The sequence below is a fragment of the Paenibacillus sp. y28 genome (assembly GCF_037137075.1).
Taxonomy (GTDB): domain Bacteria; phylum Bacillota; class Bacilli; order Paenibacillales; family NBRC-103111; genus JBBBNV01.
This window is the reverse complement of the sequence record NZ_JBBBNV010000006.1, coordinates 15,696-34,623: the sequence shown is the minus strand read 5'-3', so window position 1 is coordinate 34,623 and position 18,928 is coordinate 15,696. Positions and strand designations below refer to the sequence as shown.

Genomic DNA, 18,928 nt, shown 5'->3' with positions numbered 1-18,928 from the left:
TGTTATATGATGTATTCCGCCTGAAGCCGGGAGCCGGAAGCGGCCTCCACGATGCTTCAAGCAGGATTTCGTCCTTCAACCACAACTAGTATACCATAAATGAGAATAAGAATCGTTTTAAATGATGGCTGTTCTCCGAGCAGGCGTCAACCTTTTTATACCTCGTCGACCTCTGATTCCATGGATGTGCCGCTATTCTTGTGCTATTCCCGCGAAGCAGGCCCGCTCGCTGAATTTCCCACAGTCATGATACCAAACTGCATACGGGGCAGCGCGGGTTGAAAGATCGAAGCATCGGCATGTCCCCGTCCTTCGGCACGCAGGTGTTCTCGCACATCAAAAAGGACCTGCCTGCAGAACGCAGACAGATCCTTGGGATATCAATTAAATGACAGCTTAGAATTGCACCAGTTTGTCCACGTTTACCGCTTGCCCGGTGCGAATCGAAATGTTGCCGGCAATCCCGGTCAGAATGGACATTGCTCCATCCACATGGGATGCTTTGCGGTTGAACGGGTCTTCCTGCGGGTTGCCGAAGATGTCGTCCAGCAGCAGCGGGTCGCCGCCGCCGTGGCCGCCCTTGCCTTCCACAATCTCCACATCGTATGGAGCTTCGAACATCGGATAGACGCGGACGCTTTTGCCGAGCAGCTTGCCTTCGTCTTCTTTTTTACCGCCGGAGTTGACGTACGATTGCTCGATGACTCTCGCTTCGATACGGCCTTTGCTGCCGTTGATAATAACGTTGAAGCCTTCCAGCGGCAGGTAAGCGTTCAAGGAGTAGGTCAGCATGGCGCGGTTATTGTATTTTACCAGAACGCCCATGGTGTCTTCGATGTTAATGCCGTCGCCGAATACGCTTTGATCGCGCTGGTAGCCGTCCTCCTGCTCTGCATCCAGGTACATTGCTTTCAAATGCCTGTTGGCGTCAAGGTGAAGCGCGAACGGATCATTTTTGGCAATCTCATTGCCGGTAGCACGCTGGTAAAATTCTGTTACCCCGCGGCGCTCGGCGTTTTCTTTGCCGTAGAAATTCAGGTCGCCCATGGCAAAGACAGTTTTCGGAGTGGAACCAAGCCAGAAGTTTACCAAATCGAAGTGGTGCGTTGACTTGTGAACCAGCAATCCGCCGCTGTTGCGTTTGTCGCGGTGCCAACGGCGGAAATAGTCTGCGCCGTGTTTGGTGTTGAGCATCCATTCAAAGTGAACGGAATACACCTCGCCGATAGTGTCGTTCATGATAAGCTCGCGGATTTTGGTGTTATGCGGAGCATAACGGTAGTTGAAGGTAACGCGCAGGCTGCGGCCGGTACGTTTGACAGCATCCAGAATTTCCTGGCATTTCACTTCATCCACTGTCATCGGCTTCTCGGAGATAACATCTACGCCAAGCTCCATCGCGCGGATAATATATTGATGATGGGTACGGTCCACCGTAGTCACGATAACGAAATCCGGTTTTTCAGTGGTGAGCATCTCGTCGAACTGGGACGCCTTGTACGTGTTGATCTCCGAGTGATCATACTTTTCTTTCAGCAATTTGTTCGCGTAGTTCATGCGGGTCTGGTTCGTATCGCAGAATGCAACCAGCTCCGAAGTTTCACGATAATCACGTACAAGTGATCCATAGAAAAATTCTGCACGTCCGCCTGTGCCGACAAGTACATAACGTTTTTTACTCATTGTATGGTGGCCTCCCTTAGTATCGGTTGAACAACCTTATCATAGAGCATAATCAGCATAAAAATCTCCACAATTTGTGCTGAAATCGGCTACTACTTTGCAAATCTTGCTCCATCCGATACAATATGAGAAGGAAATCACGACGACGACTCAGGAGGAACCGCCATGGAAGATCTATTCAGCATCGAGAAAATGCGCCGCAGCGGACCGTTCTCCATGCCGATAAACCATTATCACGCCGCCTACGAAATTTATTACCTGCTGTCCGGGGAGCGCTACTACTTTATTAAGGACCGGACGTTTCATGTCCGAAAGGGCGATCTTGTATTCATTGGAGGCAACGTTCTTCATAAAACGTCCGTATGCGGGGACATTGCGCACGAGCGCATCCTGCTGAACTTCAAGCCGGCCTTTCTGCCGTATGGGCAGAAGCAGCTGGAGCTTCTTCTCTCGCCGTTTGAAGCCGAGCTTCCGGTGCTATCGTTAAATCCGCTGGAGCAGATAACCGTGGAAAGCTGGCTGCAGCACATGCTGGATGAGCAGCAGAGCAACGAGCCGGCGGAGATTACGGGGATTCTGCTGCAATCCCTGCTTGCGCAGCTGCTCGTTTTTTCCGGACGGGCTTATGCCCAAAAGCATATTCCCGCCTTTGAGCATGTCAGCCCCCAGCACCGCAAAATATCGGAAGTCGTTGATTTCATCAATGCTCACTACGATCACTCGCTGCAGCTGCAGGACATCGGGGATCGCTTCTATATTAGCCGCTTTCATTTGAGCCGGCTGTTTAAGGAAGTGACGGGCTTTACATTTGTGGAATATGTGAACACCGTACGGGTAAAAGAGGCGCAGCGGCAGCTGCGGGATACAGGGGAACAAATTATTCACATTGCGGAGCGTTCCGGCTTCGAGAACGTTTCCCACTTTTGCCGGGTATTCCGGCAAATCAGCGGCACTTCCCCGAGCCAGTACCGCAAGCTGCATGAGGACCGCCAGACCGCGTCCGCCCCTCGACCCTAGCAGGCGGCAGCGCGATTGACGCCACAGGTGAAGCTCAGCAGGCGCGGAAACGGCAATATGGCGAATCTGCGCCTATCCGTGCCCCCGCGCACGCTAACCCACTACACAAAATCACGCTTGCGATAGGCGATTAGATGCCCGGCCGCGGTAACCTGCAGGCGAGTGCCGATGAAGCCCGCAGCCAGCAGCTCCTGCTGCCGGGCATAGCTGCTGCTTAAGGCCAGAAGCTCATCGGAAGCAGTAGCAGGCACAGCGCAAGCCGTCAGCCGGTCTGTATCCTCTAATACTATGCCAGTCTCTTCTTCCCCCCGCCTGATGCAGCTTTCCTGCCCCGGTGTTCCCAGCCTCTGTTCCAGCTTCCGCAACAAGATATACCGCCACAAGCCGCCATACTTCGGCTTTAGTGCGGCGATATGCATGCCCAATGCGAACTTGTCCTTTAAGCTGGGCACATTCGACGGACTGACGGTGGCCAGAATAAAACGGACATCCCTCCTCGCCCGAATCAATTCCAATACCGCATGTCCCATAAGCTGCTGAAGGCCATTCCCCCGGCAGTCCGGATGAACAACAGACATCTCGAAATGTGCCGCCTGTCGCGCCAGTGGCTCTGCGAATCCCAAATCCAGCGCCAAATTATCCGGATCATTGCCCGGGAAATCAACCGCCCGAAAGGCCATTAACCGTCCATCCACGAAAACTCCGACCGTCCGCCCCCTTCCCGTAATGACCCGCTCCAGCTCATCCGGGCTAAACGGGCTAAGCTGTGTTTGATCCTGAAGTCCCTGAACAACCGTATGCTGCAGCGACTCCGCCGCTTCAAGGTGCTCTCGGCCTAAGGTGCTAAGCCGGTAAGCAGCTCTGCTTCTGTCCGTCCCCCCGGCATCCAGCATAAGCTCTCCGGCATGACCCTCCCATTCTTGTTTCACGGGCCTCAGCTCCTGTTCTCCTGTTCTCCTGTTCATATCTTGCTGTTTACTTTGCGCCGCCTGACAGCAGCATGGCCGGTATAATTGTATATGATGACGGGTAAATAAGCCGTCGCAAGCTTTCAGCGCGCTACTAAATCGATACCCCCGTTTACCGGCCGATTCAACGATGTCGAATCTTGTTTAAACCTGCAAGCGAAATGAAGCCTCCTGCCTGTACCTCATCGTCAAAAATGGATAGAAACGTCCTTTTACGGCCGCTCTATCCATCGTTTCATACATTTCGGTTCTTTGGTTACATTTTCATTGCCTGTTCCTTCTTGGAGCGGCGAATGTTGAACATGCCGCTGGATATGGCGAACAGCAGCAAGGACACCAGCAGCCCGACGCCGATTAAACCGACCCCGAAGCCGCCTAATGCCGCTACAGAGCCGAATACCATTGGCCCGAGCATTTGACCGATTTTCTTAATGTTGCCGTAATAGCCTAACGCTTTGCCGGTTCCGATGCGCCCTGTCGCCTCCAGCCGCACGAAATAATTGTTCTGCGCCGTAAGCCCGAAGCTGTCAGCTACACCGAGCAGGATAACAGCGGCAAACGCGGCTGTAACCGACTCACTGACGGCGAACCACATCATAGCCGCCACCACAATAAGACCTGCGGCAATCATCGAGAGGCCCGGTGAAATATGCCTGGAAACCCATTTGGTCAGCAGCGGCCCCAAATAAACGATACATAGCCCATTGACCAGAAAGGCACGTCCGATGTTGGAGGACGAAATACCGGAGCTTTCCGCAAACACCGGAAAGTAGTAATCCAAAAACATACTGCAAACAGCCATCGGAATCAGCAGCAGGACAAAGAAGCCTATGACCTTTCCGTTAAACAAAAAGGCGCTCAGCACTCCCGTCTTGCGTTCTGCCTCAGCCGTTTTCTCCCGATCCTGCAGCTTCACCCCCGGCGAAGTGAGCATGGACAGGCGGCGTTTGGCCAAGGCTTCCTTGCGGGAAGCCGCTTCAGCCGGACTGCTGCGCAGAAAGAACAAAGCAAGCAGCAGGGCAAGGACAACGATGGCAAAGGCTACAAAAAACACCTGCTTGTAGCCAATCCGGTCGGCTAGCATCGCGCCCACCACAACACCGCAGTTCAGTCCCGCATACAGCCCGGAGAACAGGGCGGACACGCCTGTAGAACGGATTTTATCCGTGGAAGCCAGATTGACGCAGCCCCGCATCGACATTAACGCAAAGCCATAACCCGCCCCGGCCAAGGCCCTGGCCCCGATGAACATGACCGGACCCGAAGCCAAAGCGGACAGCAGCGTGCCTGAGCCGAAGCAGATCAAGCCCAAGTAAAAGACGCGCCGCCAGCCCTGCTTGTCGATCATATAACCCGCGGCGATAGTAGCCGCTCCGGCAAACAGCATATCCGCGGAGATCGGCAGCCCCATAGCTACGGTTTTGGATAAGCCGAAGAAAGGCTCATACAGCTGCTTCATGACCATCGGGATAAAGGAAGTGGACATAAACATCGCCATAAACAGCACAAAAGCCAGCGGGCGAATCATCCGGGTATCCTTGTCCAGCTCTCCGGCACTCGTCTCTTCATGCCCTGCGCCAATGCCCCAGCTTTGATTCAGCTTCCGCTCTAATACAATCAGCACAAAGAGCGTCATCTCGACCATAAACAAGAAGGAGGTTACCAGCACAGTCAGCGTGTCCAGTATAATTTCCCACAGCCGGCTTTGCACATACTCCTGCGACAGCCGGGCATGGATTTGGGCAGTCAATCCCGTCCCGTCCTTGGGCAGCTCATTGACATAAGCAGCAGCATTGCCGTCCGGGGCCACAGCCCCTTCCTCCGCCGGTGTAGTCGCAATGGTCGCGCCCTGCGCATCATGAACAGCAATCGAGTGAAGCACCGGAACGGTTTGCACGATGCGCTGCAAATAATCATCCAGCCCGTACAGCTTGTCGTAGGTGACCCCTTTGTCGATGACCGCCCGGATATCCTTCTGAATGGTCGCCGCCGTTTGCGCCGCCGTTCTTTGCGCCGTTTCCACATAGGCGTTTTTAAATAACTGGTAGTTCAGAACACCGAATATGATTTGGGCTGTGCTTAGTACGATTAGAATGGCGGCCATCACCCGGGCCTTGCGGATCCCTCCCTGCTCGGTAAACAGGCGCGCACGTGAGAAATACACCATCAGCCCAAGCATTGCAGCCAAGGCCAGGCCGAATAAAGACCGCAGCAGATCCGGCATGTACCGGTTGATTTGCGACTGGACGACACGGTCCTCAAACACCATCGCCAGCTGTCCGATCACTTGCTCCGACTTGTCATGAATCGGCAGGAACACGTAATCCAGGTCATTGCTCTGGGCGAAAGAGTAGTCCTCGCTGCCCTTCCCCTCCGCTGCCCCGGCGAATTTCTCCACCAGCGTGTGGTCCAGTTTCCTGCCCTCGGCCCGGCCGGCTTGGTTATACAGCACGATGCCGTCCGGCTGCACCACCAAAATTTCTCTCAGGTCCGGCGTATGGCTGAGTGTGGTGCGCAGCAGCTCCTCGATGCCGTAGAAGTTGGACAGCGGCTTGCCATACTTCACGGCATATTCGATTTTGCGCACGGTTTCTCCGCCGCTGACCGCATAGCTGGATACAAGCGATCCCGTATAATTTTGCTTAAAGGAGGCGATGTTTAGCCCGCCGGTAAAGCCGAGCACCACCAAAATAAGCAGAGTGGAGGCTCCGATTAAAATCCATTCCCATTTGCGAGATTTCATCCTCCATCTCTCCTTTTCCATTATTTTTTGATGCTGGTATAGATCTCATCCGCCGCCAGTAAAATGTCGAACGGGGTTTTGTAGCCAATCCGGTTCGCAACCTCCAGGTTCATAACAATACTCGGCGTATCGCCAAAAATTTGCGGCAGCTTGCGAAGCGGCGTCCCGTTCAGCGCCTGAACCATGTTTTCTGCGCCGAAATAGCCGATTCCGCTAAAGTTGGCCCGGTACAAGCTTAGCAGGGCTCCTCTGGCAACCTCTCCCGATCCGAGCTGGGAGAATACCGGCACCTTTTGCGCATAGAGCGGCTCCAGCAGCAGCGACAGCTTGGCCTGATCCCACTTGCCTGCGGTCAAATACACCGCATCCACCTGCGTGGACAGCTTGCGGAAAGCCTCCTGCACCTCCAGGTTGTAGCGCGCCCGGTCATCCGGCGATTTCGGCTCGTCCACATGCAGCTCCACCAGCTCGAAGCCGCGCTCAGCCGCCACATCCCTCACATCGTCAACCGCGGCATAGATGCGTCCCAGCTCGGAGTTCTCATATACCATCCCCAGCTTTTTAAACTGGAAAATATCATGAAATACTTGCACTTGGCGCTTGTAGCGGGTCAAATCCATATGCGCCCATACATGGTCCAGACCGGAATCGGTCTCGGATTGAATGATGCCGGACTGCACAGCGTTACTGGATGAAAATACCATCGTAGGCACGTGGTGCCTGTCGTTGGCCAGCTTCTGGCCCGGGGACGTGCCCATCACAATCATTAAATCAATATCCTTTTGCGTGTTCAGCCGATCCATAATTTGGTCCGCGCCGTCCGGCGGCATGGAGATGAGCGAATAGTGGGCATCCTTCACAAACTCAATGTTGGGTCCCATGTCACGATCCGCCAGCCAATCCCACATCACCTTGCTGTCCTCCTGCGACGGGCTGAACGGCATGCCCTCCGTGGAGGTAATCCAGCCGAGCCGTTCGAGACCTTTGACCAAATAATAAAACGTTCCAGCATAGTTGAAAAAAGGGTCCGTTTCTACGTAAGCCAGCCTGTACTTCTTCCCCTGATTGTCATGCGGAGCAAGCTTGTTCCACTCCTCAGGCGCCGCCGTCGTGGTGCGCACGCCCGGCAGTACCGCAACGAGGGACAGCACCAGTATGAGAAGCAGTCCTTTCCAGCCTTTCCAGCCTTTCCATCGAGGCATTACAAATCCCTCCCCAGCGCCTTATAATTCGAATCGGCCCGTTTCTTCTCACGGGATAACATCATGAACAAAGCCAGCAAAACAAACATCGCCGCGCCGATTGTACCGACGCCCTGAGCCATTCCAAACACAGAGACAAAACCGAAAACAAGCGGCCCCAGCATCTGGCCCATATTCTCGACCAGGCTGTATATCCCCATGGCCTTGCCTTCACCGACAACGCTCGTGGCCCGGCGGCTGATGTAATAGTTAATTTGCGAGGTGATGCCAACCCCCTCGGCAATGCCCAGCAGCACGACCGCGCTGATGGCAGTGAACAGGCTGGCATGGGCCGCAAACAGCAGCAGCGCTCCGACCACCAGCACATTGGAGATGACGAACGACTGGCGAGTGCCTAGATACTGCTCCGACAAGCGGCTCAGCAGCGGGCCAAGGAATACGATACACAGCCCGTTCAGCAGAAATACCCGGCCCACATCGGAGGAAGAGATATCAATGCTCTCGGCATACACCGGGAAGAAATAGCTGGCGAACATACCGCACACCGACACCGGTATGAGCACAAGCAGGAACAGCTGCACAATTTCGCGGTTAAATACGAATCTGCGCAGCACGCCTTTCCCCGATGCCGGCTCAGCGTAAATATCGGCCTCGGCGGCTGTGCCGAAAGTCCCCGCCCCTTCAGCCTGCTCCTTCTCGGCAGCGGCGGCTGCGCGAGCGGGCTGCAGGCTGCGGCTGTCCGGCATCAGCTTGCCGGCGAACAGGCCGCCCAGCACGATAAGCGCGAGTGCAACATAAAACACCTCCGAATAGCCGAGGCGGTCGCCCAGCATCGCGCCGACCACCACACCGCAGTTCATGCCGGCATAGGCGCCCGAGTTCAGCTCGGTCAGCCCGTCGTTTTTCGCTTCTTCGGTCGGGGCCGTGACGACAAACGCCTGCATCGCCATTAAAGCAAAGCCGAAGCCGGCGCCCACAATCGCCCGCGCTCCGATAAAGGCTGTCGCCGATGCCGCCAAAGCCGAAAACACGGAGCCGGCCGCAATGATACCCGCGCCAATCATAAACGCGGTTTTCCAGCCCTTCCGGTCGATCACCGTACCCGCCAACATCGAGAAAAGCGCCAGACTCAGCATTTCCGCAGAAATCGGCAGTCCCAGCACCAAGGTCTCCGACAAGCCGAACAGCGGCTCATACAGCTTTTTCATAAGAACCGGCACAAAGGCCGTAGAGATGTACACGCTGGCAAAAACAAGGAACCCGAGCGGACGGATCATGCTGCGGTCCGCTTCCTCGCTGAGCTTGCTCCGGGCGGCTATTCCCGCAGAGCTTAGAGCAGGCTCCGGATTCAGTCCGCCGTCCGGCGCAGCCGGCGCCCGGCCCTCCGCATCCGCTTCTACAGGTACAGCGCCCGGCGCGCTGGCCGTCACTTTTTTGCGTAAAATGATAAGCACAAACAACGTAATCTCGACCATGACCACGAAGGAAATGATCACCATCGTCATCATATCCAGCAAAATGTCGCGCATCCGTCCGTTAATGTAGCTTTGCGACAAATCGACAACGGTCAAATAGCTTCCGGTATCCTGAACATCTCTTACCATGGGAACGCTATAGGAGTATTTCGATTCCTCCAAATCGGCCGTCGCCTTCGCCGTGGTGAAGTCCGAATTCATAATGGAAATACGGTCGATTTCGGGGACCGATTCAATAATTCGGTTCATATAGTCCCCTACACCGTACATGCTGCTGTAAGGAACACCTTTATCCACCACGTAGCCGATATCCCGCTGAATAATATGAATGACGAGCGAGGTATTCTCCTTCACGGAGGCCAGGAAGCCGTCCTTCAGCATTACATAGCTGGTCGTGCCGAACAGCGCCTGCACCACTCCCAGAACAATAAAAATCAGCGTCAGCAGCCGGCGCTTCCGGATTTGTCCGGACGCATCAACGAAGGACAGCTTATTCAGCACATATACCAGGCAGGCTGCCGAGAGCAGCGCCAGCACCAGCAGCGTAATGACCAGCTTGGTGATGTACGGGGTGATCTTCGACTGAATCACATGTTCGCCGAACGATAAATCGAGTGTGCCGATCCAGCCTCCGTCCTTATCGCGGACCGGCAGAAGCACATGAATTTTGCCTTCATGGGTAACAGAACGGTACGAATGACCGGTTTCAGCTGCAAAATCAGCCTGCTCCGCCACAGCCGAGGGCAGCTTCCGGTCCCGGACCGAGCCGTTCTCATCATACATGACGGCTCCGTCTCTGGCAGCTACCTGCACCGCTTCAATGGTGGCGGCATCCTGCCGGATTTTGCCCAGAAGCTCTTCTATGCCGTAGAAATTATCAAGCGGTTTGCCGTACTTGACCGCATACTCAACCTTGCGAACCGTTTCTCCCGCCAGCACCGAATAGCTGGAGATCAGCGAGCTGGTGTAGCTTTGTTTGAAGGAGGTCAGATTCAAGCCCCCTGTAAACCCGAGCACCACCAGGATGAGCACCATGGAGGCGATAATAAAAATCGTGCGGATTTTAGGAGAGGTCATACGCCGTTATCCCCCACATACACCTTCGGCACACGCCCTCCGAGCATCGTAATCAAGTCGCCGCATAGATCCGGAATGCCGCACCACCGGGCCACATCCTCGGCGCGAATGCGCTGCACTCCCTGCTTGCCGATAATTACCGCTTCATCGCCGATTTCGACCTCAGGCACGCGGGTAACATCCACCATGAGGTGGTCCATGAACGCCCGGCCGATGATCGGAGCCCGCCGTCCCCGCAGCAGCACTTCCCCGTTCTCCAGGTGGAACAGAAACTGGCCGTCGGCATAGCCAATCGGCAGCGTAGCAATCCGTTTCGGCGTATTCGTCCGGCTGCGGTCGCCATAGCCGAAGTGGCTGCCGGCCTCCAGGGTTTTGATAAACACCACCTTGGCCTTCAGCTCCAGCACCGGCTTTAAATCCAAACGGACAGGCGGCTTCTCCACAGCCGGAAGACCGTAAAGCAGAATGCCTGTCCGCACCATATCAAAATGAGCGCCCGGCGCGCGCAGCACTCCCGGGCTGCTGGCCGCGTGCGCCAGCGGCACATGAATGCCCTCCTGGCGCAAATCCTCCAGCACATGGCTGAACTGGGCGACGGTCGCCGCCAAATATGCATCATCCCCGCCGTAGGCCGAGGACAAGTGTGTGAACACGCCTTCCACCTGAATCCACTGGCGACGCATCGCCTGCCGGATAAATTCCCGGCTTTCCGCCAGCCGGACGCCTACACTTCCAAGCCCGATATCCACGCGGACATGGACCCCAACCTGTTTTTTCCAAATACTGCCCAGCCGTTCGATTTCATCGAGAAACTCAGTTGTGCAGACGGCGGGGATCAGCCCGTGGCGGACAACCTTCTCCGCTTCCTCCGGCGGTGTTACCCCAAGCACCAGAATCGGCGCCTCGATACCGCTATTGCGAAGAGCAATCCCTTCGTCCGCAATTGCAACGGCCAGCCGGTCTACGCCGTTTGCCAGCAAGGTAGAAGCAATGCTTGCGGCGCCATGACCGTAGCCGTCGGCTTTAACCACCGCCATCAGCTTCGTCTCCGGCTTCAGCAGCTTGCGGATGCATTTTACATTATGAGCGAGCCGCTCCAAATGAATTTCCGCCCACACCGGCCGACCCAGCGCGTGCGCTGCTGCTTGCGGTGTACTCGATTTAGCCATGGACCGTTTCCTCCTGAGAGCTCAATTTACAATAATAGAACAGCTTGCCTTCCCCTTCGAAATAATAATCCGGAATATGTCCCACCTGCCGGAAGCCGCTTAATTCAAACATCCGGCGAGCCGGCTCATACACCGGCAGGTCGCACGTATAGGTCTCGATAAATCTGCCTGCCTGGTTGTGTACAAACTGCTTGACCCGCCGCAGCAGTTCTGCGGCAACTCCTTGTCTGCGCCAGCAACGGCTGATGGCCAAGTAATCCAGACGGTAGCCCCCGGTACTATGCCCGTTCTCGGCAAAACAAACGATGCCGATTACATCCCCCGACGTTTTTTTGGCAAGCCAGCAAAACTGGCCCGGTGACTGAAGCGCTTCAAACGGGATGGACTGAAGCTGCTGCAGCTCCCCCGGCGTATGCCGCTGGTCTTCAAAGGAGTCGTCCGACAAACAAAATTCAACCGCCCTCTGGGCATCCAGCTCCGTGAGCACAGGACCGATCTCATAGACATGCGCATCTCTCATGAATGTTTCGTCCTCCCGCTGCCGTTACAATTTCAGGGTTCCGTCGAAATCAGCCGGAGCCCCGTTCTGGAAAAATTCGTCGCAAGCGTAAAAATACAGCTTGGCCGCCTCATCCCAGCGGTTCATCCGGATCACTTCCACAAACGATTCCCGCGCGTCGAAAAACCGGCCCGCCTGATACAACAGCACCGCCTGCTCAAAGCGGTCCTTGGTTTGTTTTTTCAGCTTGGCTACTTCCTCCGAATCGCCCTCAAATACGTCGTACAGCGTAATCGCGCGCTCTTCTCCATGCAGCTGTACCCGTCCCAGCGACCGCAGCTGGAAGCGATACGGCCGGTTAATGCCGCCGAGCGCCTCCTCAGTCACCAAAATCGAAACACCAAGACGGGCGGTCGCCTTCTCCAGCTCCTGCACAAGCCCGACATGCTCGGAGATTACACTTCCCTCCATACGCTGCTCCTCGCCGATGACGCCGAGCATCAGCGCGCCCTTGTGAATCGCAAGCCCCACGTCAATCGGGGCGTATCTGGAATTGGCCCGGTGTGTATTGTACACCTCAAGCATACGGCGCATCTCCACTGCGGTATAAATCGCTTTTTCGGAAAAATGCGGATACAGCGCCAAAAATCCGGCTCCCAAATATTTGTTAATCATGCCGTCGTGCTTATGTACAACCGGACTGAACCGTTTCAGAAAGGAATTAATAAAATTGAAATTCTCAAAGGGCGTAAGCTTCCGGGACATCTGATAAAAGTTCCGGGTGCTGGAAACAAGAAGCGTCATTTCCCGCTGCGACTGGTCGCCAAGCTCGACATCAAGAATGCTATCCTTGCCCAGCGTTCGCAAAAATTGCTGCGGCACAAACCGGTAATACGCCTCGCTCAGGCGCGTCATTTGACCGATATAGCTGCGGATGTGGGCCGCCATCTCATTGAAGCGTTCCCCCAAATCGGCAACCTCGTCCCGGGTGCGGATATCAACCGTAGTGTCCCACCGGCCGCTGGCAATCTGAATCACACTTGTATTCAGCCTGCGCAGGGAGGACAGCATGAGGAATGTCATCAAGCAAAATACGATGAGCATAACCAAGGCGATGCCGGCAATCATCCACAAAATGTTGGACAGCACCTTCAGGCTGTGCTGCTTCACCCCGTTCATATCCTTGCCTGTTTCGTAAAGGCCCACAATCTGCCCTTGATCATTTTTGATCGGTCCGACAGCATAAAACCAAGAGCCGGAGGCATTGTCCATTTGCCCGGTAATGATATTTCCGAACTGAACGACCTTCCGGTTATCGTCGTCCATCGGGAAGGAGGAGAACATCTTCACGCTGTCATCGTCGTCCATTATGACGAACAAGCTGTTATTTTCATATTTGTACAGCGTGGAGTATAAGCCGTCCCGGTTGAAGTCGTCCCCTTCGCGGTCGAACAAGCCATTCATCTTGGCCTTGATGGCCGTATAGTCGGCGTTCATGTAATCCTGCGGCGATTTCAGCCGCTCCAGAGCGTTGCCGTCCACCAGGTTATTGCCATTATGAGCCAATAAAATGAGCTCCTTGCGAACCTCATCCTCCAGCTTGATCGTAAACATTTGATAGACGACCCCGGCCAAAGCTCCCATGCACAGTACCATGAGCGGAATAAAAACCCCGATCTGCTTCACCATGAGAGACAGCCGGCGGTTCAACACATGAATATAAACATACCGAACCGTGAACAGCAGCAGGGCTACAGCGGCCGCAAGCATAACCCAGTATCCGGCCCTTGCCGCAATAAGACCGCCGGTATAATAATACCGGTCCTGCACCTTCGTTATCTGTCCTCCTGCCCCAATCTCCAGCACTTGGCTCTCCGTAACGGCCGCCACGCTGCCGTCGGCCCCCACGAACAGGTTTTGCAGCAATCCCAGCTTCCTGGAGACGTTATCCGGTCCCGGAGCCGCCGCCAGCTTCGCCTGGGAAAGCGGCGTTTCCACCACGTAAGGCTGGCTTGGCACAAGTCGGCTCACTTCATTGCGAAGCATATCGATAAAATACAGCCTGCCCGAGGCATCCTGGCCGAGTCCCTGGGGCATGTTCAAATCACCGCGATCCATACCGGGACGGGGATAAAGGAGGTTTGTCCGCCCCGAATCGGCGAGCTGCAGCAGCTCCCCTTTTTTGTTCGTGTAATACACCTGTCCGGACTGGTTTCCGCTCACATCCGACAAATAATGGTCCGCAGGAAGCGGAAGGGTAAAGCCTGTCCGCGCGGGTCCTCCCGACAGCGAAACTTGATGCCAGGCGGCCCCTGACTTGTCGACGGTAAAATATTCGAGCTGATCGCCCCGGACGGTCAGCGCCTTCACCACACCGACCCGGAGCAGCCTGTCGGCAGGAGTATAGCTGCGGTTCAGCAGCACCCCGGCCTGACGGCCTCTTTTGTCATAGTGGATAATTTGCTCCGATTGAACAAACAATCCGTAGCTGTCAAGCTCCGTCTGCAGCACGTACAAATTGCCTTGGTCATCCGAGGCAAGATCGCTGAACAGCGTCAGCCCGCCTCCTGCCGCCCGCTGCTTGCGCAGCTCGCCGACAAGCCGTCCTGCGGCATCCAGATGCAGAATCCGCTGTTTCGTATCGCTAATGAGATACAAGCCGCCCTCGCCGTCCGGCGAAACATCGGCTAGCTCCTTGAATTCCGCGGAGGACGCAAAAGGCTTCAAGCTGAATATTTGGCGGAACTCAATAAGTGAGAAGGACAGCGCCGCAAGCAGCACTATCAGGATGGGCAATACAATTTTGGTTCTGGACATAGCCTTTTGCGCTCCCCCGTTCATTTACCCCTTAACATCATCCGTGCAGGTGGTTTCTCTTTTCGTATGAAGCAGGACTTCACGTCTTTTATCCAAATAAGCCTCACACCATTTTTCCTTCACTGCTTTTTCTTCACAGCAGCCTCTTGGTCAAGCTCGCGCGCCAATCCCCCGCGCACATTGCGGCGCTGCGTAGCGGTCGGTCTAACCTCATTTTTCGCCGTTCCTTCAACATGTTACGGCTATCTCTACAGGCGAGACTGTCCTGCTAGTCCTGCTTAAAGCCTTCGATCCGCACGGTTTGCGGCTGGCTGATCCAGGTGACCGTCAGGCCAAGCGCCTCAGCAACAAACCGCAGCGGCACCATCGTCCGCCCCTCCACCAGTCTCGGCGGCGCTTCAAGCTGAATCGGCTCGCCATTTATGTAAGCTCTCGGGTCGTTTGTCTTGGCGTGAACGATAACGCCCGGACGGTTGACAGTGACCGACTGGTCGCTGTTATCCCACAGCACCACCGCCCCGAACGCCTCCGACACCGGACGGATATGAATATAGACGTGCCCGTCGATAAGCACGGGCGGCACCTCAAGCTTGAAGGGGAGCGTTTGCGACAGCACGCTCTCTACCGGCAGCGGCTCTACAACGCCGCTGCCGGCAAGCAGAGCAGCCGCTTCGGCAAGTGCCGCCTGCTCCTCCGGCGTATAATACTGCAGCTGAAGCTGCTGAAGCTCCAGGAGCAGCTTCGCCTGGACCTCCGTCCTCGCCTCCGCAGTCGCTGGCAGCTCCCTCAGCGCCGCCAGCTGCTCAAACAGCTGGTCCTGCGAAATTCGCAGCAGCTCCGTCAGAACGGCAGCCAGCTGCTGCTGAAGCTGCGCCGGGTCGGACGGACCCGCAGCCAGCTCCGTCTGCAGCTGCTCCTTGGACTCCAGCAGTCCGCGTTCCTTGACTATTTGGCCGGAGAGCAGCGCGGCCAGCTGCGCCTCAGCTTCAGCAGCCCGGAGCAGCAGCCCGGCAAGTTCGGCAGGACCGGGTATCTCCGCTCCTGCGCCTGCGCCCGCGCCGCTTCCTGTTCCGCTGCCGGAGCCTGTCCCGGCTCCCGCTCCTTCGCCCGCGCCGCTTCCTGTTCCGCTGCCGGAGCCTGTCCCGGCTCCCGCTCCTTCGCCTGCGCCGCTTCCTGCTCCGCTGCCGGAGCCTGTTCCGGCTCCCGCTCCTGCGCCCGCGCCGCTTCCCGCTCCGCTGCCGGAGCCTGTTCCGGCTCCCGCTCCTGCGCCTCCGCCTGCGCCGCTTCCCGCTCCGCTGCCGGAGCCTGTTCCGGCTCCCGCTCCTGCGCCTCCGCCTGCGCCGCTTCCCGCTCCGCTGCCGGAGCCTGTTCCGGCTCCCGCTCCTGCGCCTCCGCCTGCGCCGCTTCCCGCTCCGCTGCCGGAGCCTGTTCCGGCTCCCGCTCCTGCGCCTCCGCCTGCGCCGCTTCCCGCTCCGCTGCCGGATCCTGTTCCGGCTCCCGAAGATCCGCCGTCTACAGCCTGCTTCAGGGCCTGCTTCAGCTTGTCCAGCTCCGCCTTCAGCTCCTCGACCTTCAGCTCATCGGCCTGCTGCTGCAAAGCAGCTTCCGCTGTCTGCGCCGCCGCCTGCTGTATACGCAGCTCCTGCGCCAGAGCCTCGTTCCCGGCGGCCTCCGCCTTCGCCAGCAGCTCGCTCAGCCCGGCCAGGTCCTGCCTCGCCGCATCCAGCTGGCCGTTTACGGCGGCAGCATCCGGCTCGATGCCGCTCACAGTACCGGGCGGCAGCTTGCCCGCAAGCTCGGCCGCCTGCTCCTGAAGGGAGGCTACAGCTGCCTGCGGGTCGCCTATACGGGCCAGCAGACCTGCTGCGCCAGCAGAGTCGCCGCTGCCCAGCGCCTGCAGGAAAGCAGCCTCAGCCTCCACTTGATTCGCCTCAACCGCAATGGCGGCGGCTTCCGCATGCTTGCCTGCTTCGATGGCGGCTTCATTTTTCTCATTCAGCTGCTCCTGCTGCTTCTTCAGCTCTTCCTGCCGCTTGGCAAGCTCCTCGGCTGTCAGAAGATTGGTCAGTTTGCCATTCTCGTCAATCCAAACGGAAAACTTCATAGCCTCGACCGTGCTGGCGCCTACTGCCGACCTGCCTTTTGGATCAGCCAGTCCGGCAAGACCCGAGGCCTTGGACAAATCAATCCATGCCCCTCCGGCAAATTCCGACTTGTAAAGCATCCCTTGGCCGGAAGTGCCTATCGTCTTTTGAGCCGCCGCAACATTATCCTTGCTTAAGGCGTTTTTATGAATCAAATACGTTCCAACCGCCAAATAGCCTGTCGTCTGGCTCACCTGAGGCGGAAGCTTGGCGAATGCGGGAGAAGCCGCTGCCGACCAAGCCAGCCCCAGGCCGGCAAGCACCGCCAGCCCCCGTTTCATACTGCTTCTCATCCTGACTCCCCTTTATCCGCCAGCTGTATTTGCAGCGCGCCGCCCGAGCCCGAGCCTTCGACCAGCGCTTCCGCTACCGGCTTGCCGTCCTGAAGCAGCTGCACCTTGAGAAGGCTCATCTCTCCAAACACTGCGTTCACATGAATGACCGGCTCCGTCAGCTTGACCGGATCTCCCACCGTGACACCCTGGTCCGTCAGAAGGGTATAGTGCGTTGCGCCGACCGCAGGCGGGATGCTCACACGGAATGTAGAGGTGACTCCCTCCACGGCATCCTTCAGCGTCCATGCCCCGGCAAGCTGTCCGGGCGACAGCTGATCCTGAGGCTGCTGCAGCGGCGACAGCCCGTCATCAATATCCCCATAGGGCAGCCAGCCATCCACATAAGCGCTATCCAGCGCCCCGCTGGTGGCCATATTGAAGGCGGACAGCGCGGACAAATACGAGAATAATCCGGTGACCGCTCCTTTCTCCGCTTCGGCAAGCGCTTCCTGGACCGCCTTGTACTCTTCCTCCGTCATCCAGCCGGCTTGATGCTTCTTGCCTGCATTATCCAGCGCCTGTCTGGCCTTGTCCGCTTTGATTAGCGCCTGGGCGAACGCTTCCTCTGACGCCTTGGTGTCATAAAATGACTGTTTCGTTTGTAAAATTAAATTTTTCCGCGTTTCCGCTTCCTTCAGCCGGGCCTTGTCCTGATCCAGCATGGAAACAGGAAGGGAGTACTTCATGTCGTCGAAATAGCGCAGACCATCGTATTCGCCCTGCAGAATAACCTTAGGAATGGGAAGGATAGGGAGGAATGGGACGGGGATGAGATAGAAGCCTTCCCACTGCTTCTTGATGTTATCCAGCATCCGGTCATAAGAGGCATTGAACAGCTCGTAATCCATTTCAGGCCCCGGCGCCGCATACATCGCCTCGATGATTTGCACCGTTCCCGGACCGAATTTGTTCGTGTACAGGCGACGGGTTACATTGACCTTCTCCTCAGCCAGCATTCTGGCTGCTGTGTCCTTATACAGCGCGGTATCGTTCTTCTCCGCGTAAGACATAGACCGCCATAGCCGGTCCTGATTCAAAATCGCGTAGCGCGGCCGCAGCTCCAGCTCCAGCTCCGCCTCCGGGTTGGTGCCGATCGCCTCGGCCAGCTGCATGCTTGCGCTCTTCAGCGACAGCCGGGCCTGCTTGAGCTCCGAATTGACCGCAGCCAGCGACTCGGCCGCCGTGTCTACCTCCTGCTGCGCCACAACGCCGAACCGGAGCTTGGTCCGCAGCTCCTTCTCCTCACGCGCAGCCTCTTCCTGCCGCTGCCGGACGAGCTTCTCCTGCTCTATCGCCTGCAGGGAGTTGAAATACAGCTTCTCGGCAGCGGCCTTGACCTTGCGCCTCGCAGCAGCCTCATCCATCAGCGCGCCGTTATACTGATTCCGGGCCTCCGGAACCTTGAGCCGGATTTCCAAATCCTTGCTTAAGCTGTGAGGCTTTGCAAACAGGCTGCTGTCTTTTGCCGCTTGATGATTCACAGCCTCCTGTGCCTGCTGCAGCTCTTTTTGCTTCTTGTCAACAGCCATTCTGGCGTCCTTCAGGTCAGCAGATCGCTTCATCGCCTCCTGAACCGCTTCCTCCAGCGTAATCCGCTTTCCTTCGGCATAAGCCGGCAGTGTAACCGCTCCCGACAATAAGCCTCCAATCAACAAACCGCAGGTCGCTGCGCGAAGCCAATACAATCCGTATCACTCCTAATGACAAAAAATGCTACTGATAATCATAGTACTACAAAAGTCACGGGTTATAAATTGTTTTTTCCCTAAAAATGTCGAACTTTTGTTGCCCCTATTCCC

At 56.6% G+C, this 18,928-nt stretch carries 11 protein-coding genes; 1 reads left to right on the top strand and 10 read right to left on the bottom strand.

Annotated features, from left to right (window positions below):
• Positions 1-396: 396 nt before the first annotated feature.
• Complete coding sequence (locus WBG83_RS07305) at positions 397-1,683, bottom strand: Gfo/Idh/MocA family protein (protein WP_336744023.1); 1,287 nt, start codon at positions 1,681-1,683, stop codon at positions 397-399.
• Positions 1,684-1,848: 165 nt separating this feature from the next.
• On the opposite strand from WBG83_RS07305, the gene WBG83_RS07300 reads away from it, so the two are divergent.
• Positions 1,849-2,700 carry an AraC family transcriptional regulator gene (locus WBG83_RS07300; protein WP_336744021.1) on the top strand — a complete coding sequence of 284 codons (852 nt, stop codon included), beginning with the start codon at positions 1,849-1,851 and terminating at the stop codon, positions 2,698-2,700.
• Between the two features lie 101 nt (positions 2,701-2,801).
• Here the strand turns inward: WBG83_RS07300 and WBG83_RS07295 are convergent, their stop codons facing one another.
• The 9 genes from WBG83_RS07295 to WBG83_RS07255 all read right to left on the bottom strand — a co-directional run bounded on the left by WBG83_RS07295 (position 2,802) and on the right by WBG83_RS07255 (position 18,814).
• The gene (locus tag WBG83_RS07295; RefSeq protein ID WP_336744019.1) at positions 2,802-3,629 is read right to left on the bottom strand and encodes a hypothetical protein; all 828 of its coding nucleotides are present in this window, start codon (positions 3,627-3,629) and stop codon (positions 2,802-2,804) included.
• 295 nt (positions 3,630-3,924) lie between these two features.
• Positions 3,925-6,411: an MFS transporter gene (locus WBG83_RS07290; protein ID WP_336744017.1), complete on the bottom strand. Its 2,487-nt coding sequence runs from the start codon at positions 6,409-6,411 to the stop codon at positions 3,925-3,927.
• 20 nt (positions 6,412-6,431) lie between these two features.
• Positions 6,432-7,613 (bottom strand): ABC transporter substrate-binding protein, encoded by a 1,182-nt coding sequence (locus tag WBG83_RS07285; protein WP_336744015.1) that lies wholly within the window; start codon positions 7,611-7,613, stop codon positions 6,432-6,434.
• The gene (locus WBG83_RS07280) at positions 7,613-10,165 is read right to left on the bottom strand and encodes an MFS transporter (RefSeq protein WP_336744013.1); all 2,553 of its coding nucleotides are present in this window, start codon (positions 10,163-10,165) and stop codon (positions 7,613-7,615) included. Before WBG83_RS07280 ends, WBG83_RS07285 begins: the two co-directional genes overlap by 1 nt.
• A complete protein-coding gene (gene alr, locus WBG83_RS07275) occupies positions 10,162-11,334 on the bottom strand; it encodes an alanine racemase (RefSeq protein WP_336744011.1) in 1,173 nt (390 codons plus the stop codon). Before alr ends, WBG83_RS07280 begins: the two co-directional genes overlap by 4 nt.
• Positions 11,327-11,854, bottom strand: a complete 528-nt coding sequence (locus WBG83_RS07270; protein WP_336744010.1) for a GNAT family N-acetyltransferase — start codon at positions 11,852-11,854, stop codon at positions 11,327-11,329. The genes alr and WBG83_RS07270 overlap by 8 nt, the downstream gene beginning before the upstream one ends.
• Positions 11,855-11,878: 24 nt before the next feature.
• Positions 11,879-14,650 carry a HAMP domain-containing protein gene (locus WBG83_RS07265; protein WP_336744008.1) on the bottom strand — a complete coding sequence of 924 codons (2,772 nt, stop codon included), beginning with the start codon at positions 14,648-14,650 and terminating at the stop codon, positions 11,879-11,881.
• A gap of 268 nt (positions 14,651-14,918) precedes the next feature.
• Positions 14,919-17,087, bottom strand: coding sequence for a stalk domain-containing protein (locus tag WBG83_RS07260; RefSeq protein ID WP_336744006.1), 2,169 nt, complete (start codon positions 17,085-17,087; stop codon positions 14,919-14,921).
• Complete coding sequence (locus WBG83_RS07255) at positions 17,084-18,814, bottom strand: TolC family protein (RefSeq protein WP_336744004.1); 1,731 nt, start codon at positions 18,812-18,814, stop codon at positions 17,084-17,086. The genes WBG83_RS07260 and WBG83_RS07255 overlap by 4 nt, the downstream gene beginning before the upstream one ends.
• Between the last annotated feature and the right edge of the window lie 114 nt (positions 18,815-18,928).